This is a genomic window from Methylobacterium sp. R2-1, assembly GCF_014191355.1.
Lineage (GTDB): Bacteria > Pseudomonadota > Alphaproteobacteria > Rhizobiales > Beijerinckiaceae > Methylobacterium.
On record NZ_JACHWM010000004.1, the window covers coordinates 190,103 to 211,939 of the forward strand.

The following is a 21,837-nucleotide window of genomic DNA, read 5'->3' on the forward strand; positions in this document are numbered from 1 at the left end:
CACCCTGCCCGGCAAAGCGTCACCGGCCCGCTCTTCACTGGGCCGGCACTGACCACCCCGGCGCGTTCTCGATTTGGGTTCCCTGAACCCAAACGCGCCGGGGTGGTCGTGCCGGCTTCGAGTGGAGCGCGCCGGTCCCGAGACTTGACGAAGGCATCCCGACCGGCGCCCCTCGTACCTGCCCACATGTCCGCCTCGATGCCGCGCACGGGGGGGCGCCCGTGAGCGCGCAACCCGGCTCCCTGACCCGCCAGCAACTCTACGACCGTATCCGCGAGAGCTCGAAGGACGAGGTCGTGCTGGAGGAGATGATCCGCCTCGGCTACTGGCCGGAAGGGGCGGATCAGCCGAACCTGCCCGAGGACCTGATCCGCCGCCGCGGCGAGATCAGCCGGGCCATCACCGACCTGCACCGGCGCGAGGCGCTCTGGCGCAACCCCGACGCGGCCCTCAAGGAGATGCATCGCCGCCGCAAGAAGGCGGCACTGAAGCGGCGGCGCGAGACCAAACTTCGCAACGCGCAGGGGCGCCACGAGCGGGCGCTCGCCTGGCATGCTCGCCGCGACGACGAACTGCTTTATCTTGGGGAGGGCGTCTCGGCGGGGCTCTCGAGGCCGGCCCATCCCGCGCGCGAGCCCACCCCCGGCCTGCCCGCTCTGGCGAGCCCGAAGGTGCTGGCCCAGGCCATGGGAATTTCCCTGAATGAACTGCGCTTCCTCGCCTACGATCGGGCTCTCGCCACGGTGAGCCACTACCAGCGCTTCACCATCCCGAAGAAGGCCGGTGGCCTGCGCACGATCTCGGCGCCAATGCCACGGCTGAAGCGGGCGCAGTACTGGGTTCTCGACGCTCTGCTGGCCCGCGCTCCCGTCCACGAGGCCGCCCACGGCTTCGTTCCCGGCCGCTCGATCGTTACCAACGCGGGCGCCCATGTAGGCCGGGACGTGGTGGTCAACCTCGATCTCAAGGACTTCTTCCCGAGCCTCGACTATCGCCGGATCAAGGGCAAGTTCCGCGGCCTCGGCTACGCCGAGCCTGTCGCTACCGTGCTGGCGCTGATCTGCACCGAGCCGGACGTCGATGCGGTCGAGATTGACGGGCAGACCCTCTACGCCGCGCGGGGGCCGCGCCGGTTGCCGCAGGGCGCACCAACAAGCCCGGCTTTGACCAACCTCGTCTGCACCCGGCTCGATGCCCGGCTGTCCGGCCTCGCCCGCAGCCTCGGCTTCACCTACACCCGCTACGCCGACGACCTGACCTTCTCCGCTTCCGGCGAGGCATCGGGCAAGGTCGGCGCCCTCCTCAAATACGTCCACGAGATCGTCGCGGCGGAAGGCTTCACGGTCCATCCCGACAAGACCCGGGTAATGCGCCGCGGACGCCATCAGGAAGTGACGGGGCTGACGGTGAACGAGCGCGTGGCGGTGCCCCGCGAAACCCTGCGCCGCTTCCGTGCCTTGCTACACGGCCTCGAGCGGCACGGGCCCACCGGCCGTCGCTGGGGTGGAAGCGGTGAAAATGGCGTGCTGCGCGCCGCGCTCGGCTTCGCCCACTTCGTCCGCATGGTCACGCCCGATGCCGGCGCTCCCCTGGTCGCGCGGGCGCAGGCCCTCGCCGAACCCAACGGTGTGCAGGTTCCGGCCGCCCGACCGCGCATGTCGGAGTTCCGCGCCCGAGCAGCGCGCGGCGTGGAGCCGCTTCCGCGCTGGTGGGAGTCGGCGGCCCGGCCCGTGCCCGAACCCGATCCAATCCTGGCGCAGGCGGCAGCGGAGGCGGCGGCCCCCGCTCGGCGTGCCACGCCCTCGGGCCGCAGTTTCGTGCCGGTGATCGGTCGCAGTTCCGCCCCATCCTCCGTCGATCCGGCGCCCGCCCCGCAAGTTGATCCGGAGGCCGCGCCGATGAAGCCCTGGATGGTGGCGCTGGGCGTCTTTGTCTTGTTCCAGGCCGGAGTGGTGATCCATCCGGTTATCGGGATCCTGGTCCTCGCCGCCGCGCTGCTGATTGGCCTCAGGCGTTGGCTTCGTCGGCGGCGTGACCAGTGAGGCCAGATCTAGTGCGAAGAACGTGAAGCGCGCTTCGAGTACCACCGGGCTTACTTGGTCAACACCGCCCCGGTGCAGGGCAGGGAGGAGCGGAATGCGGAGCAGCGCTATGGATCGGCGCTGAACCTCCCAAAGAGAGCACGCTTCGTACGCGTTCCAGCCCGTTCGATCGATCCACCGCCGAGATGCGCAGCCTGCTCGGTTTCGCCCGCGGTCTCGGCCTGGACGAGGGGACCGTGCGGCAGATTTATGAGGCCGTCGGGGAAGAGGCTGCCGAGGCCGGCATCGGTGATGACGACCGCATGGCTGAGGTGCGGAAGCGGATGCTCGCTACCGTGGCGCAGTCGCGCGAGCAAGCCCTACGACCTCCACATGCAAGAGCGCCGTCAGCGACGGCCAAGGATTGAGGCGGCGACATCGCGGACGACAGAAGACCGGCTGTAAAGCCACAACGGAGTTGCCTGGGCAACATTTCGCGTCACGCCAGCCTTGAACACGAAGACACCCCGGTTGTTCGCAGGATCAATCCCACCGAGATCGTAGATCGAGGCGCCCTCCTGTTTGGCTTTCTCGATCGCTCGCCACAGAGCAAGCCTCGGCACTTCCATCGCCCGGGCGCGTTCGTTTGAGGCGACATAAAAATCGGTCCAGCGATGGCGAGATTTATGAGCTATACGGACAAGGACCGGTTCGCCATTTTCACGAACCTCTTGAAATTCCAGGCAAGTGTCGTGCGCGGCCAGTTCGCGGTATATCTGGATGTTAAGACTATTTTTGAACCCCTTTCTCTCTTTGAGAGAAGTGTACATCTCGGAAAATGCGTCAAATGCTACATATCTCTCTGGCGGACTGTGGATGAACTTTATAACGATATTATTATTACGCTCCGCTTTCATAAGTGCGTTGCGCCAGCGGCCATCCAAAGCCGACCTGATCGATTCCATGCTTTGTGAGAGATCGACCTCAAGCGTATGATCTTTGGCCGAAATCACCGGGCGAAATCCATGAGCTAGGAGCGCAAGCTTCGCTTCACCCGTCTCGAAGTGATGATATTTGATGCCAAGCAGATCGAGACGGCCTAGATCTAGGTGCGCAATAAAGGCTTCGAAGACCTCTTTCGCCTGAAAGGTCCCTTTCTCGGTTAAAAGCGGGCAACCCTGCGCAAGAATAAAGCGGGAAGGGCCGCGCTTTCGTACTTGATATTGGGCTAACCCAAGCTCTCGGCCTGATTGGTCGCTTATAATGACGCGCTTCACCGACCAGCCGAGGCGCCTTTTGTACTCTCCCCACTTCTCCGAAGCGTAAACATTGGCGCTCTCGCTCTGGCGGACAGCTTCATGCCAGTCCAGGCTCCGAGGCACTTCAGTAACTGTAAGCGATTTCACAGCAGCCCCAACAAGTCGTCGCAATGCCGTCGGCCGGCATGCGATGGCCCACTCAACGGCAAGCCAGTAATTATCTTGCGGACTCTGCCCGCAAATGCTCAGACGTATCCATATGAAAGCGCGGCAGCGCATACAATCCGCAGGATTTACCTATCAATAGGCATTCCTTGGGTTCAATCTGCTCGCCGACCGGACGGCCGAGGTGCGGAAGCGGATGCTCCGGCGGCGCGTCGGGCCTGAAACGAAAACCCCGCCGCGGCTGCGCCGGGCTGGGCTGAAGTGGGGTCGTCGATGATCTGGACGGGGAAAGGCTACGGCGATCCGCCCAGGGCGGTCCACTCGGTGCCGGCCCGTTGCTCCAGATCTCCCCGGTCCGCCACCAGTCGCCGATGTAGGGGCGCGTGCGCTGGATGCTGCCTTGTATGGTCGGTTCGGTTAGAGTCGCGGAATGACAATTGACTCGCCGAGCCGTGCGCCCGCTCCTCTTTGGAGGATTATCGCTGCGTTTAGCATCGCGCCGGGGGCCGCAGCGCTGCTCATGGCGCTTTCAAAGCCCGAGAAATACGCCGGATTGCACCCAATCGATCAGGTATGGCGTACCGCAAGGATGTACGCTTTGTTTGGCGCATACCCGGCAGCCGTGATGCTGGGCATCCCTGCTTTTCTAATGCTCCGCAAAAAGCTCCATCCGAGCCCAGTCAATTGCGCTCTAGTTGGTGCTGTGACGGCGTCGCTCCCGTGGCTGATAGTAATGTTGTTTTTTCCTCCCCAATATGCAGGCATTGGAGACAGAGCCACAGTCATTGATTACACGCGGACGGCTTATGGCTGGCAAGAAATGTTTCTGACAATATTCAAAACTGCACTTTTCGGCGCGTGTGGCGGTTTTATTTTCTGGGTGATTGCTGTTTCAGGAAGTTCGCTGCGGCAGACTCCATCGCAAGCGTGAGGATGCCCGAGCAAAGGGTCCACGCCCGCTTGAGCCCCACGGGGCTGATGTGGAGCGGACCGGGAAGGGGGCTACCGCGGCACGATCTGGAACTTGACCACGTTCTGCGCTCGCGTGATCGGCCAGTAGTAGCGCTGCAGCGGGTTGCACGCGTACTCCGGGGCTGCGTGGTACTGCCCCTCTCCGGGCTCGAACTCCTCCGGCACCGTGAAGCACGTAGTGATGACGCGCAGCCCGAGCCCCTGCGGCGGACGCTCGTATTTGACCGGCGGTAGGATCGCCCGGTGCGTGTGCGCGTCGAAGAGGGCGCGATCAACGTTGCCCCGGCAGTCGCGGAGATAGTTGACCTTCTGCCGGATGTAGAGGCGCCCGCCGGGCTTCACCGTAGGCGTCAGGACCGTCGTCTCCGGCACCACCACGGGCACGCCGCGATCTGCGATGAACCACGCCAGCGTGCCGGCCGTCGCGAGAATGGCCGCCGAGATGATGCCGAGGCAGGTGTAGCCGAAGAGCCGCAAGCCCATCATCGGCCGCCCCGCAGCATGGAAAACAGGTCGATGCCGTTCTTGGCGAGGGCCGCGACGCCGCCGACGAAGGCGACTGCCATGCCGCCGATCCAGATCAACACCTTGGCGGCCGTGCGCGAGGAGGTGATGAACTCCACCGCGCCGTCGAGCTTCTGCAACTCGCGCCCGTTCTTGGCGTCGATCCAGGCGACGGTTTCAGCCTTCACCGCCATCAGGCGCTCCAGCTTCTGCACGTCGTCCACGCTGAGCGTGTCGAACCAGATGCGGAGGTGCGCCGGGAACATGTGAATGTCCCGGCCATCGCGTCGGCCCTGGCTCTCCATCAGGCGCTGATCGAACCTCTCTCCGAGTTCGGTGTTCGGGGGCGCCGGCATCCGGTCGGGCAACTGCGCCTCAAGGATGCGGACGAGTTCGCGTGCGCGCTCAAGGGACACCTCTTTTCGATGCGGCATGCCATCCTCAGCGCGCAGCTGTGTCCAACGCGATCAGCGCCGGGTCATCTCGTCCATGCGGCGCAGCTCGTCGGCGTTCACCGTGCCCGCGCCGATCTGCTCCTGCGCCGGGACCAGCACGGCCTGCTCGCTGGCGTGGTCATCGAGGTCGAGCTTGCGGAAGATCCGGGCCGCGATGCCATCGGCGCCGCCGGCCGCCTTGATGACCGCGGACGGCGCGGTGTCGACGAGGTACTGCGTTCCCTTAGCGATCACCGGCACGGCCACGTTGACAGAAAGCGTCTTGCCCTTGGCCGCGCCGTTCACTGCGTTCAGGCCGTAGCCGACGCCGGCCTCAAGCATCATCTCGACGCGCTTCTGCGTCAGGAACAGGGCCGCCCATGGATAGACCTTGCGGATGGCCTGGATGATGTAGGCCGCGATGATCGGCAGGAGGATGGTGAGGATCGGCTCGCGCAGGGAAACGGCGAGCGCGACGAGCCAGTCGCCCCACGGGATCAGCACGGGCTTGTCGCCGACGGTGGCGACCTCGGCGGCGAGAGCGGGAGACGCGGCACAGGCGAGCGCCAGCGCCGCGAGCAGAAGCACACGGGTCATGATGATGGTCCTGATGATGGGATGCGCGGCTGCCCTACGGCGCCAAGGAGGTTGAGCAGTTGCGCGCTGTCCCGCGGGTGGCGGTCTACCTCGTCAAGAAAGGGGATGGTTACCGTCGCCCGGATGGGACCATCTTGAGCATCCATGAGGCCGCTCAGCAGCGCGCCGAGGCGATCATCGCGGCTTGGGATCGGTGGCAGGCCGAACTTGAGGCATACCGGGCCGCGCATGGCTTGCCTGTGCTCGACGCCGCCTTCGATGCCGCCACCAAAGCTTACGACGCAGCTATCCTCCGGGCGCGCGCGCTGCCCGCACACACGCTCGAAGGCCTAACGACGAAGGCCAAGATCGCCGCCGAGATTTGCCGCACAAAGGCTGATGAGGACGACGACCCTCTCGACGAAACCGCCATCCTTCAAAGCTTACTGGCCGACGTGCTGCGCATCGGCGAACAGCCCGACCCGATCTTTGCCAGCATCGCGAACACGCGGGAGGCGATCGACCATGCGCTGGCGGTTCTGGATCAGCACCGTCGTGACAACCGGGACGCAGACCTACCGCCAGCTTGGTTCGAGGCCTGCGAGGCAGCAGAGGTCGCCTTCCAGCATGCACTCAGCGTGACGCCCACCACCCAGGCCGGCTGGCAAGGGCTGGCTCGGCTGACGCTGGACATCTGTGACGACCTTGGCTTGGATCCGAAGGAAGAGGGACTCACCGTTCTCCAGCGGATGGCCGGCAACACGTCGTCGGCAGACGTGCGGGGTCGTCAGTGAGCGCCGTCGTCCCCCTTGTCACGCAGCGGCCCGTCGACCGGACCGCCCTTCGTCGCCGTGTCGAACTCGCCATCGAGCAGGCCCTCGACGCCACCGCCCGCCTCATCGCCTTCCTCGACGTTTTGGACGGTGACGCTGACGCCGAGGACGACGACACCGCCGAGCCGACGCTCGCCGCCCTGATCACAGGCGACGCGCAGATCCGCTGGGCCGGCTTCGATGGAGAGGCGGCATGAGCGCACCTCTCTACGACCGGCTCAAGACCAAGGCTGACGGCACGGCTCGGGTGCGCACCGCCATCCTGGCGATGACGGTCTGCAAGCGAGCATGGAACGTGGCGCGCCGCGACCGGCCGCGCGAGATTCCGCTCGACAACCCGTTCGCCAAGATGGGGCTCGCCTATAAGGCCAAGGCGACGCGGCCGGTGACGCACGCCGAGCTAGTCCGCTTCGTCGCAGCCGCCGACAAAGCCGGGGAGGGGTCGATCGGCACGGCGGCGATGATCGCGTTCTTCTGGCTCCAGCGGCAGGAGGACATCCTGACCCGGCTCGCTTGGACACACTACCGGCCGGCGGACGCGCCGGGCATCGTGCGCGTGTTCCACCACAAGACCGGCGAGCTGGTCGAGGTGCCGCTGTTCGACACGGACGGCACGTCGCTCTGGCCGGAGATGACGGCGCGCCTTGATGCGCTGCCGCGGCGCGGGACGCTGATCGTCACGCGCGATCAGCTCGACCGCCGCCGCAAGGTGCACCTGCCTTGGCAACCCGACTACTTCCGCCACCAGGTCGCGGAGATCCGCGAGGCGGCCGGCATCGACGCGGAGGTGAAGTTCATGGGCCTGCGCCACGGCGGCAACGTCGAGGGCGCAGAGGCCGGCTTGACCGACGCGCAGCTTCGCGCGCTCAGCGGCCACCTGACGACGGCCGCTCTGCTCCGCTATGCGCAGACGACGGCCGCGCAGCGGCGCGAGGGCGCACGGAAGCGACTAGAGGCTAGAACGAAGCGGGAGGGTTTGTCGAAATGAGCCACTGACGCCGTGTCGAAACGGCGTTCCAAGTAGGGGCTAAGTTCTTGGAATGATTGGTGGGCGCACTAGGGTTCGAACCTAGGACCCGCTGATTAAGAGTCAGCTGCTCTACCAACTGAGCTATGCGCCCCAAGCCTCTTTGGAGAGGCCGGACCGCCGGGCCACCAGTCCCGTGCGGTGGCGGCGAATTAGCAATGGGCGGGCGGCGTGTCCAGCCCCCTTTTGAAAAGTTTTCCGACAACGCGTCGTATGCCGCCTTCCGACGACCTGTCCGCTCAAGAGCACGCCAAGGCGTGACGAGCGCTGCCGTCTCGGCTACAGCGCAAAGCATGAGCCTCTCGCGACCTCTGAGAATCGGAACCCGCGGCAGCCCGATGGCGCTCGCACAGACCGGCATGGTCCGTGATCGGATCGTAGCGGCCAATCCGGGTCTGGAAACCGAGATCGTCGTCGTCTCGACCGTGGCCGACCGGGTGCTCGACCGGCCGCTCTCCGAGATCGGCGGCAAGGGGCTGTTCACCAAGGAACTGGAACAGGCGCTCTTCGCCGACACGATCGATGTCGCCGTCCACTCCATGAAGGACGTGGAGACCTGGCTGCCCGACGAGCTCACCATCGCCTGTATCCTGGAGCGCGACGATCCGCGCGATGCCTTCCTCAGCGCGAGCGCAGCCAACCGCCTCGCCGATCTTCCGTCCGGTGCCCGTGTCGGCACATCATCCCTGCGTCGTGGGGCTCAGGTACTGATGCACCGGCCTGACCTTGCCATCGTGCCCCTTCGCGGCAACGCCAACACCCGCATGCGCAAGCTCGAAGCGGGAGAGTGCGATGCTACCCTGCTGGCGCTCGCTGGCCTTCAGCGCCTCGGGATGGAGGATGTCGCGCGCAGCGTGCTCTCGGTGGAGGAAATGCTCCCGGCCGTGGCACAAGGGGCACTCGGGATTGAATGCCGGGCCGGAGACGACGCCATCCGGGCGCTGCTGAGGCCGGTTGCGTGCGCCACCACCACGACGGCGCTCGATGCGGAGCGCGGCCTCCTCGCCGAACTCGATGGCTCCTGCCGCACGCCCATCGCGGCACTCGCGCAGGTCGTGGGTGACCGCATCACCTTGGATGGCCTGCTCTTCCTGCCGGATGGCAGCCGCCATTGGGCGGTCCACCGCGAAGGTCCGGCCGCGGAGGCCGACGCGATCGGTCGCGATGCGGGGGCCGAATTGAAGCGGGCGGCGGGCGACGTCTACTTCGCCCACCTCAAGTAGCGTCGTCGCAGACCCAATCCGGTCGATCCCTTCGGAACAGCGGATTTGGGCTTGGCTCAGGCGAGGCTGCGCTCGATCGTCTCCTCGTCGCAGATCACGCCGGCCGTGCCGGCGAATTCCGCCTCGCTGGCACGGGACGGAGGTGGCTCCCGTTTCTCGACCGATCCGGGCGAGAAACTCGCCATGAACGTCCGCATCACGTGAGCGACGCCAGGCTCGGCGATGCTGCGCTGGTCCTCCTCGTAGTAGCGTCCGCCATTGGTGTGGCTCGTGATGATCTCGTAGGAGGGAAAGTAGACGAGGCGCGGATCGCATCGCTCGCACACCTCACCGGCCGCAGCGCGCAGCACCGCCTTCGAATGCGCATTCGCGACGAGCACGTGCTGGTCGCGATAGGTCGCGATCAACGGCACCGGCGAGACCGTGAGGATGACCCGCGCGGCCGCGTTGACGCTCCAGAGCCGGTCGAGGAAGCCGGAGACGTCGGCTGCCACCTCCGCGGTGCTTGCATTGACGAAGGCGACCTCGGCCGGGTCGAACCGCCCGCCGGCGACACCCGGCGCGAGGGATAGCGCTGCCCCATCGGAGCGGCAACGCCAACCCTCCGTGAGGCCGAGCGTCACGACCAGCACGTCGAGGCTCTCAAAGAGTTCGCGCACGCGGGCGAGATGGTGGTCGCGGGCTTCGATCACCGCCGCCTCGTCGGCAAAGCCGTCGGGCTCGATAGTCGGGCGGAACGGATCGACGAATCGGCCGTCCTCCCGCCGCCACACCTTGAGCCCCGGATCGAAGGCGCCGAAGGCCCGATCGAACAACTGCACGAATTGGCGGGGGCCATAGAGATTGCCGTAGCGCGCCGAAAAGGTGCCGTACTGGCGGGCCGACGCCTCGAACTCGGTCATCCCTTCGGGTGCGGTTTCCGTGATGTGGTAGCGAAACCCGCCGCGGACGAGCGCCTGCGAGACGCGCTGCGCGAAACATGAGCCGGCGGTCGCAACCCGGTCGGTGCGCGCGATACGGAAGACGTCGCGCGGGCCCGGATCGATGGCGAAGGGCGGCACACCCGCCACCGCCTTGCGCCAGAAGCGCTCGGCCGGTAGATCGCGGTAAGGGTTCATCGCCTGATCCGATCCTGCACGCCCGCCCGCGAGAGGCCGCGCGCCGCTTGGCCCCGTTCCCCGCCCTTTTCAAGCCGATCGTCCCCGCCGTCCAGGCCGCTGCGGCGCGCTCGTTCTCACCGCGATCCTGGGCGAGACCGTGGCGGGCCTCGACGGGTCGGCCGCGCATCGCGGTGATCGGCAATTGCCAAGCCTCCGGGGTCGCGCAGGCCCTGCGCCTAATGCTGCCGGGCGCCGAGGTCGAGACGCTCCTCGTCGCGGGTCTGACCCGCCGGTTCGGGCATATCGACCGGCTCGCGCGCCATCTGAGGGAGACCGACCACGTCTTCTCGCAGTTCTTTCCCGTAGGCTTCATCGCGGGCGGCAACATCCATGGGCTGGCCGAGCGGGTACCAGGCCTGCGGCTGTTCCCGACGATCCTGTTTTCCGGTTTCCATCCCGATCTCGTTCATGTCGGTGACGAGGCGAGCCTGCGGTTGTCGCGGCTCGTCGCCTCGCCGATCGGCCCGTATCATTCGGCGATCGCGCTCCAGGGCTTCCATCGGGGCCTCAGCGTCGAGGCGACCCTGCGGCTCTACACCGGCGCCGTCTTCGACCAGCTCGGCTACTTCGATCTGTGGCAGTCAAGCGCGGACTACTTGTTGCGCACGTCCCGCGACGTCGGGTTCGGCCTGGAACGGGAGTTCGCCCTGTGGGGCCGAGGCGGCGTGTTCATGCACGTCATCAACCACCCCCGGCTGCACGTGCTCGGCGACATCGCCCGGCGCCTCGCCCGCGAGGCGGGCTGCGACCCGCTCGATATTCCCGTGGCGGCCTACGCGCCCGATACGCTGGCGGCCGAACCGGTCTGGCCGGTTCTGCCAGAGATCGCCGAGCGGTACGGAGTGCCGGGCTCGACGCTGTTCAAGGGCGACGGACGCCGCGCTCCGTCGCGCCTGCTCGATCTGACCGAATTCGTGGCCGAGAGTTTTGCTCTCTATGCTCGGCACCGGCCGCAGGATCTCACCTGCGCCCGCCTCGGCACGTGGGATACGGTGCCGGAGATCCGTGTACTCTTCGATGCGGCCGCATAGAGGGCCCCGGCGCTTACGATTTCAGCCGGCGACGCGGCTCCGGCTCTCACTAGGGCGCGCGGCCATCACGCCGGCGAGTTCCAGAACCTCCCGCGTTTCGAACGGCTTGCGGAGATAGAAGCTACCCGGAACCGTCCGGCTCTCGACCTGTGCCGTCGTCGAGGCATAGACAATCGGCCGCTGCGGATAACGCTCACGATAGGCGCTGGCGACGGTCCAGCCATCGATCAGGCCCGGAAGGACGATGTCGGTGAACAGCCAATCGATGGACTCGCCCTCATCCCGGAGCGCCGTCAACGCGGCCTCGCCGCTGGACGCCGCCAGCACGCGCATGCCCTCACGCTCGCACAGCCGCGTCAGCATCTCCAACAACAGGTAATTGTCCTCGACGATGAGCACGGTCGTGGCTGACGACATGACCCTTATCCAATTTTGGGGCGTCCTCATCACATAGCCGAACAGTTAATGCTTCGTTAACTCGATCGGCGCATAGCAACCTTTCGCAAAGCGGAGCAATGGAATGAACCCGCCGGCCGCTCCTGAGCCCAGCCCTGCCCGAGCGGTTGCCTTCGATGCCGACGGTCTCGCCGAGTTGGAGGAGCTGTTCGGCCGATCACGCCTCATGGATCTGCTCGAAGTCCTCGACCGCCAAATCGCAGCTCGCTTCGATCCGCCGGCCCGTGAGCCGTCGCGGCTCGCTCAGGACGCTCACATCCTCGTCTCATCGAGCGGCGGCCTTTCTTTCCACGATCTATCAGGGGCCTGTGCCGCCCTGGAGCAGGCCTGCCTCAGCGGCGCGGAGATTGCCGTGCCGCTCGGAACCGCCGTTCATGCCGCCCGTCATGCGCGAGAAGCAATCGCGACCCTGCGCGCGGCTTCAAGTCAGACCTGTTGCTGCGCCGCAACGCCGAAGGGATAAGCGACGCGACTTCGGCCTGCGCCCACGGGGCGCCGCAATTGTCGGCAGAACACTGACGCGGCGTTACGGTCGAGCTTGAACCGGTCACGGATCTCGCCGTCTCGGTTCTCCTACCCGCTAGACGATCCGTCTCACGGGCAGACAGCGGCGGCAGTGCATTCGTGAGAGACACTTAACCATCCGCGGCTACACCATCTGGGACGAGAGCGCCCTCAGCCGACGCAAGTCCGCGTGCGGGGATCGAGGTCTCAATCAAGCAGGAACTCGGGGCTGGTCCCGATCGCTGAGCGATCGTAGCGAGCACCGGCAGGACAACCGGCACGGCTCGGCCGTGAGGAGACAGACGATGTCGACACCCGCGCGCATTCGTGGGCTTTCCCTGACGCTGGCACTCTGCGCCGCACTCGGGCTCGGTGCCTGCAGCAAGGACAGCGATCTCGCCGATGCCTCCGCCTTGGGCGCGGGCGGCGCCGGCGGCGTGGCACGTCCCGGCAGCGCTCAGGATTTCGTCGTGAATGTCGGCGATCGGGTCTTCTTCGAATCCGACTCGACGGATCTCACGCCGACCGCCACCGCCACCCTCGACAAACAGGCGTCGTGGCTCCAACGCTATCCGCGTTACAGCTTCCTGATCGAGGGTCACGCCGACGAGCGTGGCACGCGCGAGTACAATTACTCGCTGGGTGCCCGCCGCGCGCAGACGGTTCAGGACTATCTCGCCTCCCGCGGCATCTCGGCCTCGCGGATGCGCACGGTCTCCTACGGCAAGGAACGTCCGGTGGCGGTCTGCAACGACATCTCCTGCTGGTCGCAGAACCGCCGCGCTGTCAGCGTCCTCGATGGTGGCGCCGGTTCCTGAAACCCGTCGAGGCCCGGTTTTGCGGCCGACCGGGCCTTCTGCTAACGGGTGAGCGTGCCTCTTCGAACTCCCTGAGGTGGGAGTTTGGAGAGTGACACGACGATGGCCGCGAGCCAGAAGACCGATCGGTGCCAGCCGCCATGTACCGCCGCCTCCTCCTGACCCTCGGACTCGGCCTCTCGATTTCCTCGGCTGCCCTTTGCGCCGCCCAGGCGCAGGATGCGTCCGAGCTCGTGGTGCGACTCAACCGCCTGGAGAACGTTTCCCGGCAACTGTCAGGACAGATCGAAACGCTCCAGTACGAGAACCGGCAGCTCAAGGAACAGCTTCGGAAGTTCCAGGAGGATGTCGAGTTCCGCTTCCAGGAAGGGAAGGGGAGCACCGCGGCTCCCGCCCGCAAGGCGCCGCCCCCCGCCGCGTCGCCGCCCTCCGCCGCACCCTATGGCACCAATCCCGGCGAGGGACGGCCGGGAAAGCGGAGCGATGCCTTCGACCCCGAGCAGAACCCGAATGCGCCGGGCGCCCCGAAGCCGCTCGGAACGACGCAGCCTTCGCTTCCGCTGCCGACCGGCGCGATCGCCGAATCTGAGACACCGCTGCGCCGTTCCGTCCCGCCGACCGTGGCGGACGCGGATGCGAGCGCGTCCGACGACATGGATCTGCCGCCGCCCGGCTTCGGCGGCCCGGTGGACCTGTCGCCCCCGCCCGCGCGCACCGGATCGATCGGGCCAGTCGAGGCGCCCGCCGGAAGCGCGAGCATCGCCGCCACCGGCAGCGGCGACGCGCAGGCCGACTTCGAGGCGGCCTACGCCCTCATCCGTGAGCGCCAATACGAGCAGGCAGAGATGAGCCTGCGCCAGTTCATCCAGTCGCATCCCCGCGACCGGCTGGTACCGAAGGCGACCTACTGGCTCGGCGAGAGCTACCTCCAGCGCAATCGCTCGCGCGAGGCCGCCGAGCAGTTCCTGAAGGTGTCGACCGACTTCGCGAACTCGCCCGTCGCCCCTGAGGCCATGCTGAAGCTCGGCACCTCCCTGCACGCGCTGGGTGCCAAGGCTCAAGCCTGTGCCACGTTGGCCGAGGTCGAGCGGAAGTTTCCGGGTGCGGGCGCCGGCGTGCGCCAGGGCGTCGAGCGGGAGCAGAAGCGCGCCCGCTGCGCCGCTTGAGCGACGCGCCCGCGTCCCTCGACGAACGGCTCGCCCGCGCCCTCGCTCCGCTACTCGACGAAGCCCCGTCTCCGGTCCTGCTCGCAGTCTCCGGCGGGCCCGATTCCACGGCCCTGATGCATGCGGCGCGCTCGGCCGGCGGCCGCGTCCGTGTCGCTACCGTCGATCACGGCTTACGCGCGGGTTCAGCCACGGAGGCGGTCGAGGTGGGACTCCTCGCGGCCGAACTCGGTCTCGGCCACACGATTCTGACCTGGGACGCGCCGCGCCGCGACAGCGCGATCCAGACCGCAGCCCGCAGCGCCCGCTACCGGCTTCTCACCGACCATGCCGCCCGGATCGGAGCCGGCCTCGTTCTCACCGCCCATACGCTCGACGATCAGGCCGAGACCGTGCTGATGCGGCTCCTCGCCGGCAGCGGTCCCGCCGGCCTTGCCGGTATGCGCAGCGAACGCTCGCTGACACCGAAAATCCGGCTGGCGCGGCCCTTCCTCGACATCCCGAAGGCCGACCTCGTGGCCTATTGCGAGGCCTATCATCTCCCGTTTCTGCTCGATCCCTCCAACCAGGACGAGCGCTTCGCCCGAGCACGGCTCCGCCGACTTCTGCCCCTGCTGGCCAGGGAGGGCCTGAACCCAGCACGCCTCGGCCGCCTTGCCGTCCGCGCTGCGCGGGACGACGCGGCGCTCCGGCAGCGCGCCGACGCCGTGCTATCGGAGATCGCGCGGAACGAGGTCGGGGAGCTTCGCCTCGATGGACATCGTCTGCGCCGCGAGCCGGAAGCGATCGCACTGCGCGTCCTCGACACGGCGATGGACACGATCGCCACCATCCAAGAGCCACCTGTGCCGAAGCGTCTCGGTCGGCTCGAAGCTCTCGTTCTCGATGCGCTCTTGCCGGCTCTGACCGAGGGGAGGGTGCTGCGCCGGACTCTTCGGGGCGTTCTGATCGAGACCGACCGGAAGGGGACGATCCGTCTTGCGGCCGCACCGCCGCGCAGGGCAGGTGGGGAGCGCCGCTAACGCTACCAGGTCGCCCTCGCCGCAGGCGCTTCCGATTTACTTGGCAACCGAGGGGGCGCCGCCTACATTGGCCTTGAGCGCGTGGGGTATGCCGCGACCTTGCGGGACGACGCTCGCACGCCTCCCAGGACCGATCGATGAACCCGAATTTCCGCAATTTCGCCCTGTGGGTCGTCATCTTCCTGCTGGTGCTCGCCCTTGTGACCCTGTTCCAGAACCCGGGTCACCGCGGCGGCGGCAGCGAGATCGCCTACAGCCAGCTCCTGAACGATGCCGATGCCGGTAAGATCCAGTCGGTCACGATTTCGGGTCAGGACGTCAGCGGCACCTACGTGGGCGGCGGCAATTTCTCGAGCTATCTGCCGAACGATCCGAGCCTCGTCTCGAAGCTTCAGGCCAAGGGCGTGCAGATCACCGCGCGTCCGCCCTCCGACAACACGCCCTGGTTCATCCAGCTCCTCGTGAGCTGGCTGCCGATCCTCGTGTTCATCGGTGCCTGGATCTTCCTCTCGCGCCAGATGCAGTCCGGCGCGGGCCGCGCCATGGGTTTCGGCAAGTCGAAGGCCAAGCTCCTCAACGAGGCGCACGGGCGCGTCTCCTTCGACGACGTGGCCGGCGTCGAGGAAGCCAAGGAGGATCTGCAGGAGATCGTCGAGTTCCTGCGCGATCCCCAGAAGTTCCAGCGCCTCGGTGGGCGCATTCCGCGCGGCGTGCTGCTCGTCGGCCCGCCTGGTACGGGTAAGACCCTGATCGCCCGCGCTGTCGCGGGTGAAGCCAACGTGCCCTTCTTCACGATTTCGGGCTCGGACTTCGTCGAGATGTTCGTCGGCGTCGGCGCGAGCCGCGTGCGCGACATGTTCGAGCAGGCCAAGAAGAACGCACCCTGCATCATCTTCATCGACGAGATCGACGCGGTTGGCCGTCACCGCGGCGCCGGCCTTGGCGGCGGCAACGATGAGCGCGAGCAGACGCTGAACCAGCTCCTCGTGGAAATGGACGGCTTCGAGGCCAACGAGGGCGTCATCATCATCGCGGCGACCAACCGCCCCGACGTGCTCGACCCGGCCCTGCTGCGGCCCGGTCGCTTCGACCGCCAGATCATGGTGCCGAATCCGGACGTCACTGGTCGTGAGCGCATCCTGCGCGTCCACGTCCGCAAGGTGCCGCTGGCGCCGGACGTCGATCTTAAGACTATCGCCCGCGGCACCCCCGGCTTCTCCGGTGCCGACCTGATGAACCTCGTGAATGAGTCGGCACTGCTCGCCGCCCGCCGTGGAAAGCGCATCGTGACGATGCATGAGTTCGAGGACGCCAAGGACAAGGTGATGATGGGTGCCGAGCGGCGCACTCTGGTCATGACCGAGGACGAGAAGCGCCTCACCGCCTACCACGAGGGCGGCCACGCCATCGTCGCCCTCAACGTCCCGGCCACTGATCCCGTCCACAAGGCGACGATCATCCCCCGCGGCCGTGCGCTCGGCATGGTCATGCAGCTGCCCGAGCGCGACAAGCTGTCGATGTCGTTCGAGCAGATGACCTCGCGCCTGGCGATCATGATGGGTGGCCGCATCGCCGAGGAGATGATTTTCGGCAAGGACAAGGTGACCTCGGGTGCCCAGTCCGACATCGAGCAGGCGACGCGGCTGGCCAAGATGATGGTGACCCGCTGGGGCTTCTCGCCGGAACTCGGCACGGTGGCCTACGGCGACAACAACGACGAGGTTTTCCTCGGTATGTCGATGGGCCGTCAGCAGACGGTCTCGGAAGCGACCGCTCAGAAGATCGACGCCGAGGTGCGCCGCTTGGTCGAGGCCGGCCTTGAGGAAGCGCGTCGCATCCTCGCCGAGCACAAGGACGACCTCGAGGCGCTGGCGCAGGGCTTGCTCGAGTACGAGACCCTGTCCGGCGAGGAGATCCGTAAGCTGCTCCAGGGCGAACCGCCGGTGCGCGACTCGGGAGACGTGCCCCCGACGCCGGCGCGTGGGTCGCCGGTGCCCTCGACCGGTCGCGGCCGCCCCCGCGGCAGCGATGGTGGGCTGGAACCGAGCCCGCAACCGCAGGGCTGAACAGAACGACGAGAAGGGAAGGGGGCGCCGTGAGGCGCCCCTTTTCCATGTCTGATCGCTTTTCGGCCGCCCCTCCGCGGCTTCGTCGTCGCTAATCCCACTCGAAACGCGGACGGAACGGCCGGCCATGCTGAGTTCGGTCTACCTGATTGTTGCCCTCGGCGCGGCCTTGGCTGGCTTCGTGCAGGGCTTGTCCGGCTTCGCCTTCGGCCTCGTCGCCATGTCGATCTGGGCCTGGGTGATCGATCCGCAACTCGCGGCGGCTCTGGCAGTCACCGGCGCCCTCGCGGGTCAGGTCATCGCCGCCGTTACCGTGCGCCGCGGCTTCGAGATCGGGCTTCTGGCGCCGTTCGTGCTCGGAGGCTTCGCCGGCGTCCCGCTTGGGGCCTTCCTGCTGCCGCATCTCGACATGCATTGGTTCAAGGCCATTCTCGGCACCGTCCTCGTCTTGTGGTGCCCAGCGATGCTCCTGTCGAAAGATCTTCCACGCATCACCATCGGCGGACGGATTGCCGACGCTGCCATCGGCCTTGGCGGCGGCGTTCTCGGGGGCCTCGGCGGCTTCACGGGCACGCTGCCGACGCTCTGGTGCACGCTCCGTGGTTACGACCGCGACGTGCAACGTGCGGTCATCCAGAACTTCAATCTATCGATGCTCGCCGTCACCTTGGTGGTCTACATCGCCTCCGGACTCATCACCCGGAGCATGCTGCCGATGATCCTGCTGGTGCTGCCGGCCATGCTGATCCCCGCCCTTCTCGGTGCCCGGGCGTATGTGGGATTGAGTGAAACCGGGTTCCGCAGGCTCGTCCTCGGTCTCCTCACCGTCTCGGGTGTCGCCCTGCTCGTCTCGGCCGTGCCGCAACTTCTTCGATAGCCACAAGCCCGAGGGGCTCGGCCGCCCCATTTCGACCGCCTTTGTCGCGGAGCAACCGATTCACCACACCCGCGATCCGCTCCGCCGGCCGGGTCCTGATCTGATAATGTGGCCCGCTGCGAGCCACGCCGAGCGCGGAGAAGCGACGTTGCGCAAACACTTCGGAACCGACGGCATCCGCGGCCGGGCCAACGGCGTCATCACACCGGAGCTCGCCCTCAAGGTCGGGCAGGCCGCCGGCCTGATCTTCCAGCGCGGCGACCATCGCCACCGCGTCGTGATCGGTAAGGATACCCGGCTCTCCGGCTACATGATCGAGACCGCGCTCGTCGCCGGCTTCACCTCCGTCGGCATGGATGTGCTGCTGCTGGGTCCGATGCCGACGCCTGCCGTCGCCATGTTGACCCGCTCGATGCGCGCCGATATCGGCGTGATGATCTCGGCCTCGCACAACCCGTTCGAGGATAACGGCATTAAGCTGTTCGGGCCGGACGGGTTTAAGCTCAACGACGAGCTGGAACTGGAGATCGAGAGCCTGATCGACGGCGACATGCGCCGCCGCCTCGCCGGATCGCGCGAGCTCGGCCGCGCCAAGCGGATCGAGAGCGTGCATGCCCGCTACATCGAGTTCGCCAAGCGCACGCTGCCACGCCATGTGACCCTCGACGGACTGCGCGTCGTCGTGGATTGCGCCAACGGCGCCGCCTATCGCGTCGCCCCGGAAACGCTCTGGGAACTGGGCGCCGAGGTGATCGCCATCGGCGTTGAGCCGGACGGCTTCAACATCAACCAGGATGTTGGTTCGACCGCACCCGAGACCCTCGTGCAGAAGGTGCGGGAGCTGCGCGCCGATGTGGGCATCGCTCTCGACGGTGACGCCGACCGCGTGCTGATCGTCGATGAGAAGGGCCAGAAGGTCGATGGCGATCAGCTCATGGCGGCTGTGGCCCGCTCTTGGAAGGAAGACGAGCGCCTGACTCAGCCGGGCCTCGTCGCGACGATCATGTCGAATCTCGGCCTTGAACGCTTCATCAACGGCCTCGGTCTGACGCTTGCCCGCACCGCTGTCGGCGATCGCTACGTGCTCGAGCACATGCGTGAGCACGGCTACAATCTCGGCGGAGAGCAGTCCGGCCACATCATCATGTCGGACTACGCGACCACGGGCGACGGACTGGTGGCCGCCCTTCAACTCCTCAGTGTCGTAAAGCGTCGCAACCTGCCGGTGAGTGAGGTCTGCCACTGCTTCGAGCCGCTGCCGCAGATCCTCAAGAACGTCCGCTTCCGCTCCGGCGAACCGCTGCGGGCGGATTCGGTGGTCACGGCGATCGCCCACGCCAAGGATCGGCTCGGCCAATCCGGTCGCCTCGTGATCCGTCCCTCCGGCACGGAACCCGTCATCCGTGTGATGGCCGAGGGCGACGATCGTGATCTAGTCGCTGAGGTGGTGGACGAGGTGGTCGACGCCGTCACCCGCGCCGCGGCCTGAGGCGCCCGTCTCCGGCCCGTCCGCCCTTCGACTGCGGGGCGAGACCTGAAAATGCCAAGTGCCGCTGGACCGGGTTTCGGTCCGGCGACCCGCAGGACGTATGGGACCTGAAGGCAGAGCCCACCCGAAAGGTGATTTACAGGGTGGCCGCGCAATCGACGATGGTACTGATTTCTTACGCTTTGCCGTTCGATGAAACGGATCGACAAGACTAATTTTTTACGTTAAGCGCGGCTTAACCTTCATAGACCATCCTTGCACTCGCATTTCGGGCCGGCCTGATCTTTCGGCGTGCTCGACGGGTGAAGGATTTCTTAATGCGCCGCCGCTCCAAAATTCCCGCATTGGCGCGCTCTCTCACGCTCCTCGCGGGCGTCGGGGTGCCCTGCCTTGCACAGGCCGCCGACCTGCTGCCGCCCCCGCCCCCTCTGCCCGTACCGTTGTCCGAACCGGAGGTCTTCGCCGGCGGCTGGTACCTGCGCGTCGATGGCGGCTACGGTTCGCTCGACCTGCGCAAGAGCATCGCCGAGGATGTTTCGAACCCGCCGAAACCGTACGATTACGCCGTCATACAAGACAAAGTGTCGAACCAGTACTTCATTGGCGGCGGCATCGGCTACCAGATCAATCCGTGGCTTCGCGTCGATGCGACCGGCGAGTACCGTTTCCGCAGCAAGTGGACCTTTGTCGCCGAGGACAAGACGTTCGGCGACACCGGCGGCTACAACGTCACCAGCGGCAAGTTCGACTCCATCGTCGGCCTCGCCAACGGCTACGTCGATCTCGGCACGTGGTACGGTGTGACGCCGTTCATCGGCGCCGGCGTCGGCGTCGCCCACCACAGCTTCGGCGGCGTGACCGACAAAGGCTACGGTGCGTATGAAGGTGGCTTCGGCATCGGCCGGCACAATGAGCGCACGAACTTCGCCTGGGCGCTGCACGCCGGTCTCGGCTACGCCGTGACGGAAAACGTCCGGTTCGAGGCCGCCTACCGCTACCTCAACATGGGCGAGGCCACGACCGGCGTCGTCACCTGCGCTCCGGACTGCCCGAAGACGGTCTACCGCGTGAAGGAACTCGAGGCGCACGACGTCAAGGTCGGTCTGCGCTACCTGTTCGGTGCACCGGTCGCCGTCGCCGCGGTCGATTACGCGCCTCCCCCGCCGCTGGTCCGCAAGTACTGATTGCGCCTCTCCTTCATTGAAACCCGACCGGCGCGGATACCTCCGCGCCGTTCTTGTTTTCGAAGGCCCGGCAACCCCGTTGGTTAAGGTTAAGCCGATCATAACCTTTATCGGTAAGACTACCGGCTAATCGAGGCGCGGACACCTCCGGCCGCCGCCTCCGACGAGGCTTCCCATGATCGCATCGCATCGTCTGGCGCTGGCGGCCACGCTCGCGACCGGCACGCTCCTCGGCGCCCTGACCGGCATCTGCGCGTTCTCCGTTTCGGCCGCAGCAGCAGATCTGCCTCCGCTGCCCCCGCCGCCGGTCGAGGCCGCACCGGTGGCGATCGGCAGCGGCTGGTATCTTCGAGGCGACTTCACCCAGAGCTGGTACGACCACCCGCGCGACGACGCGATCCCCGATCCGAGCGATCCCGGCATGCCGCCGCTGGTCGGGCTGCGGCTGAGCTCGGAGGCCGGCTATGGCGGCGGCGTCGGCTATCAGATCAATCCGTGGCTGCGCGTCGACGCCACAATCGACCAGCGCGGCGCTTCCTCCTTCCGCGGCTACTCCTCACGCTCTGTGTTAGAGACGGGCTACAACCTCGAAGCCGGCAAGGTCGATGTGCTGACGGGCCTCGTCAACGTCTACGCCGATATCGGGACTTGGTACGGCTTCACGCCTTACGTCGGTGCCGGCGTCGGCTTTGCCGACAAGCGCATGAGCCGCAACTACACCCAGACCACTTGCCTGATCGATGGCTGCGATGGGACCGCCGGCACGGGTCCGCGTAACGCGGCCTTCCGCACCAACCACTCGGTCACCACCTTCGCCTGGGCTTTGACTGCAGGCGTCTCCTACGATATCGGCGCCGGCTTCAGCCTCGATGCGGCCTACCGGTACATCAACCTAGGCCGGATCCGCAGCGGGCTGGACGAGTATGGCGGCCTGACGCGCGTGAAGGATCTGGCGGCCAACGAGTTCCGGGTCGGCTTGCGCTATCGCTTCGCCGACGGCCTGCTTCCGCCTGCCGCCCAGAACTTCGGCAACTGAGCCGACCAAACCCG

General features: G+C 66.6%; 23 protein-coding genes and 1 tRNA gene. 16 read left to right on the forward strand and 8 right to left on the reverse strand.

Going from position 1 to position 21,837, the window contains the following annotated elements; all coding sequences use genetic code 11:
- The first annotated feature begins 221 nt into the window (after nt 1-221).
- Nucleotides 222-2,042 carry a reverse transcriptase family protein gene (locus tag FHU13_RS07600; RefSeq protein WP_183435259.1) on the forward strand — a complete coding sequence of 607 codons (1,821 nt, stop codon included), beginning with the start codon at nt 222-224 and terminating at the stop codon, nt 2,040-2,042.
- Between the two features lie 107 nt (nt 2,043-2,149).
- Here FHU13_RS07600 and FHU13_RS07605 read toward each other — a convergent pair whose 3' ends face one another.
- A complete protein-coding gene (locus FHU13_RS07605) occupies nt 2,150-2,398 on the reverse strand; it encodes a hypothetical protein (protein WP_183435260.1) in 249 nt (82 codons plus the stop codon).
- 30 nt (nt 2,399-2,428) lie between these two features.
- The gene (locus tag FHU13_RS07610; RefSeq protein ID WP_312889569.1) at nt 2,429-3,427 is read right to left on the reverse strand and encodes a GNAT family N-acetyltransferase; all 999 of its coding nucleotides are present in this window, start codon (nt 3,425-3,427) and stop codon (nt 2,429-2,431) included.
- A 448-nt stretch (nt 3,428-3,875) separates the two neighbouring features.
- Between FHU13_RS07610 and FHU13_RS07615 the strand changes: the two genes are divergently transcribed.
- Nucleotides 3,876-4,376, forward strand: coding sequence for a hypothetical protein (locus FHU13_RS07615; RefSeq protein WP_210287512.1), 501 nt, complete (start codon nt 3,876-3,878; stop codon nt 4,374-4,376).
- 71 nt (nt 4,377-4,447) lie between these two features.
- On the opposite strand, the gene FHU13_RS07620 is transcribed toward FHU13_RS07615, so the two are convergent.
- The 3 genes from FHU13_RS07620 to FHU13_RS07630 are packed head-to-tail and all read right to left on the reverse strand — an operon-like array spanning nt 4,448 to nt 5,952.
- Nucleotides 4,448-4,903 (reverse strand): hypothetical protein, encoded by a 456-nt coding sequence (locus tag FHU13_RS07620; protein WP_183435262.1) that lies wholly within the window; start codon nt 4,901-4,903, stop codon nt 4,448-4,450.
- Nucleotides 4,900-5,337 (reverse strand): hypothetical protein, encoded by a 438-nt coding sequence (locus FHU13_RS07625; protein WP_183435263.1) that lies wholly within the window; start codon nt 5,335-5,337, stop codon nt 4,900-4,902. Before FHU13_RS07625 ends, FHU13_RS07620 begins: the two co-directional genes overlap by 4 nt.
- Nucleotides 5,338-5,388: 51 nt before the next feature.
- Complete coding sequence (locus FHU13_RS07630) at nt 5,389-5,952, reverse strand: hypothetical protein (RefSeq protein WP_183435264.1); 564 nt, start codon at nt 5,950-5,952, stop codon at nt 5,389-5,391.
- A gap of 59 nt (nt 5,953-6,011) precedes the next feature.
- Here FHU13_RS07630 and FHU13_RS07635 point away from each other — a divergent pair, with 59 nt between their 5' ends.
- Genes FHU13_RS07635 through FHU13_RS07645 form a run of 3 tightly spaced genes read left to right on the forward strand, consistent with a single transcriptional unit; the run spans nt 6,012 to nt 7,752 of the window.
- A complete protein-coding gene (locus FHU13_RS07635; RefSeq protein ID WP_183435265.1) occupies nt 6,012-6,725 on the forward strand; it encodes a hypothetical protein in 714 nt (237 codons plus the stop codon).
- Entirely contained in the window at nt 6,722-6,961 is a 240-nt protein-coding gene (locus FHU13_RS07640; RefSeq protein ID WP_183435266.1) for a hypothetical protein, read from the forward strand. The genes FHU13_RS07635 and FHU13_RS07640 overlap by 4 nt, the downstream gene beginning before the upstream one ends.
- Nucleotides 6,958-7,752, forward strand: a complete 795-nt coding sequence (locus FHU13_RS07645; protein ID WP_183435267.1) for a hypothetical protein — start codon at nt 6,958-6,960, stop codon at nt 7,750-7,752. Before FHU13_RS07640 ends, FHU13_RS07645 begins: the two co-directional genes overlap by 4 nt.
- A 57-nt stretch (nt 7,753-7,809) precedes the next feature.
- On the opposite strand, the gene FHU13_RS07650 is transcribed toward FHU13_RS07645, so the two are convergent.
- A tRNA-Lys gene (locus FHU13_RS07650) sits at nt 7,810-7,885 on the reverse strand.
- Nucleotides 7,886-8,084: 199 nt separating this feature from the next.
- Between FHU13_RS07650 and hemC the strand changes: the two genes are divergently transcribed.
- A complete protein-coding gene (hemC, locus tag FHU13_RS07655; RefSeq protein ID WP_183435268.1) occupies nt 8,085-9,014 on the forward strand; it encodes a hydroxymethylbilane synthase in 930 nt (309 codons plus the stop codon).
- A gap of 56 nt (nt 9,015-9,070) precedes the next feature.
- Here hemC and FHU13_RS07660 read toward each other — a convergent pair whose 3' ends face one another.
- Nucleotides 9,071-10,132 (reverse strand): GSCFA domain-containing protein, encoded by a 1,062-nt coding sequence (locus FHU13_RS07660; RefSeq protein WP_183435269.1) that lies wholly within the window; start codon nt 10,130-10,132, stop codon nt 9,071-9,073.
- A 47-nt stretch (nt 10,133-10,179) separates the two neighbouring features.
- Here FHU13_RS07660 and FHU13_RS07665 point away from each other — a divergent pair, with 47 nt between their 5' ends.
- Entirely contained in the window at nt 10,180-11,205 is a 1,026-nt protein-coding gene (locus tag FHU13_RS07665) for a WcbI family polysaccharide biosynthesis putative acetyltransferase (RefSeq protein ID WP_183435270.1), read from the forward strand.
- Nucleotides 11,206-11,226: 21 nt separating this feature from the next.
- Here FHU13_RS07665 and FHU13_RS07670 read toward each other — a convergent pair whose 3' ends face one another.
- Entirely contained in the window at nt 11,227-11,622 is a 396-nt protein-coding gene (locus tag FHU13_RS07670) for a response regulator (RefSeq protein ID WP_183435271.1), read from the reverse strand.
- Between the two features lie 103 nt (nt 11,623-11,725).
- Between FHU13_RS07670 and FHU13_RS07675 the strand changes: the two genes are divergently transcribed.
- The 9 genes from FHU13_RS07675 to FHU13_RS07715 all read left to right on the forward strand — a co-directional run bounded on the left by FHU13_RS07675 (nt 11,726) and on the right by FHU13_RS07715 (nt 21,823).
- On the forward strand, nt 11,726-12,124 hold the full coding sequence (locus FHU13_RS07675; protein WP_183435272.1) for a hypothetical protein: 399 nt from the start codon (nt 11,726-11,728) through the stop codon (nt 12,122-12,124).
- Nucleotides 12,125-12,470: 346 nt separating this feature from the next.
- Nucleotides 12,471-12,983 carry a peptidoglycan-associated lipoprotein Pal gene (gene pal / locus FHU13_RS07680; protein WP_183435273.1) on the forward strand — a complete coding sequence of 171 codons (513 nt, stop codon included), beginning with the start codon at nt 12,471-12,473 and terminating at the stop codon, nt 12,981-12,983.
- A 140-nt stretch (nt 12,984-13,123) separates the two neighbouring features.
- Nucleotides 13,124-14,149: a tol-pal system protein YbgF gene (ybgF, locus tag FHU13_RS07685; protein ID WP_183435274.1), complete on the forward strand. Its 1,026-nt coding sequence runs from the start codon at nt 13,124-13,126 to the stop codon at nt 14,147-14,149.
- A complete protein-coding gene (gene tilS, locus FHU13_RS07690) occupies nt 14,146-15,171 on the forward strand; it encodes a tRNA lysidine(34) synthetase TilS (protein ID WP_183435275.1) in 1,026 nt (341 codons plus the stop codon). The genes ybgF and tilS overlap by 4 nt, the downstream gene beginning before the upstream one ends.
- 137 nt (nt 15,172-15,308) lie before the next feature.
- Entirely contained in the window at nt 15,309-17,237 is a 1,929-nt protein-coding gene (ftsH, locus tag FHU13_RS07695; RefSeq protein ID WP_183435276.1) for an ATP-dependent zinc metalloprotease FtsH, read from the forward strand.
- 127 nt (nt 17,238-17,364) lie between these two features.
- Entirely contained in the window at nt 17,365-18,114 is a 750-nt protein-coding gene (locus FHU13_RS07700) for a sulfite exporter TauE/SafE family protein (RefSeq protein WP_183435277.1), read from the forward strand.
- Nucleotides 18,115-18,262: 148 nt separating this feature from the next.
- Nucleotides 18,263-19,603: a phosphoglucosamine mutase gene (glmM, locus tag FHU13_RS07705; RefSeq protein ID WP_183435278.1), complete on the forward strand. Its 1,341-nt coding sequence runs from the start codon at nt 18,263-18,265 to the stop codon at nt 19,601-19,603.
- A gap of 317 nt (nt 19,604-19,920) precedes the next feature.
- Complete coding sequence (locus FHU13_RS07710) at nt 19,921-20,787, forward strand: outer membrane protein (RefSeq protein ID WP_183435279.1); 867 nt, start codon at nt 19,921-19,923, stop codon at nt 20,785-20,787.
- 175 nt (nt 20,788-20,962) lie between these two features.
- Nucleotides 20,963-21,823 carry an outer membrane protein gene (locus FHU13_RS07715; RefSeq protein WP_183435280.1) on the forward strand — a complete coding sequence of 287 codons (861 nt, stop codon included), beginning with the start codon at nt 20,963-20,965 and terminating at the stop codon, nt 21,821-21,823.
- Nucleotides 21,824-21,837: the final 14 nt, after the last annotated feature.

Excerpts from the sequence above, each read along its gene's own strand:
- ftsH (WP_183435276.1), top strand. The coding sequence starts at position 15,309 with ATGAACCCGAATTTCCGCAATTTCGCCCTGTGGGTCGTCATCTTCCTG.
- FHU13_RS07660 (WP_183435269.1), bottom strand. The coding sequence starts at position 10,132 with ATGAACCCTTACCGCGATCTACCGGCCGAGCGCTTCTGGCGCAAGGCG.
- FHU13_RS07700 (WP_183435277.1), top strand. The coding sequence starts at position 17,365 with ATGCTGAGTTCGGTCTACCTGATTGTTGCCCTCGGCGCGGCCTTGGCT.
- FHU13_RS07675 (WP_183435272.1), top strand. The coding sequence starts at position 11,726 with ATGAACCCGCCGGCCGCTCCTGAGCCCAGCCCTGCCCGAGCGGTTGCC.
- pal (WP_183435273.1), top strand. The coding sequence starts at position 12,471 with ATGTCGACACCCGCGCGCATTCGTGGGCTTTCCCTGACGCTGGCACTC.
- FHU13_RS07645 (WP_183435267.1), top strand. The coding sequence starts at position 6,958 with ATGAGCGCACCTCTCTACGACCGGCTCAAGACCAAGGCTGACGGCACG.
- FHU13_RS07710 (WP_183435279.1), top strand. The coding sequence starts at position 19,921 with ATGCGCCGCCGCTCCAAAATTCCCGCATTGGCGCGCTCTCTCACGCTC.
- ybgF (WP_183435274.1), top strand. The coding sequence starts at position 13,124 with ATGTACCGCCGCCTCCTCCTGACCCTCGGACTCGGCCTCTCGATTTCC.
- FHU13_RS07620 (WP_183435262.1), bottom strand. The coding sequence starts at position 4,903 with ATGATGGGCTTGCGGCTCTTCGGCTACACCTGCCTCGGCATCATCTCG.
- FHU13_RS07615 (WP_210287512.1), top strand. The coding sequence starts at position 3,876 with ATGACAATTGACTCGCCGAGCCGTGCGCCCGCTCCTCTTTGGAGGATT.
- FHU13_RS07630 (WP_183435264.1), bottom strand. The coding sequence starts at position 5,952 with ATGACCCGTGTGCTTCTGCTCGCGGCGCTGGCGCTCGCCTGTGCCGCG.
- hemC (WP_183435268.1), top strand. The coding sequence starts at position 8,085 with ATGAGCCTCTCGCGACCTCTGAGAATCGGAACCCGCGGCAGCCCGATG.
- FHU13_RS07715 (WP_183435280.1), top strand. The coding sequence starts at position 20,963 with ATGATCGCATCGCATCGTCTGGCGCTGGCGGCCACGCTCGCGACCGGC.
- FHU13_RS07670 (WP_183435271.1), bottom strand. The coding sequence starts at position 11,622 with ATGTCGTCAGCCACGACCGTGCTCATCGTCGAGGACAATTACCTGTTG.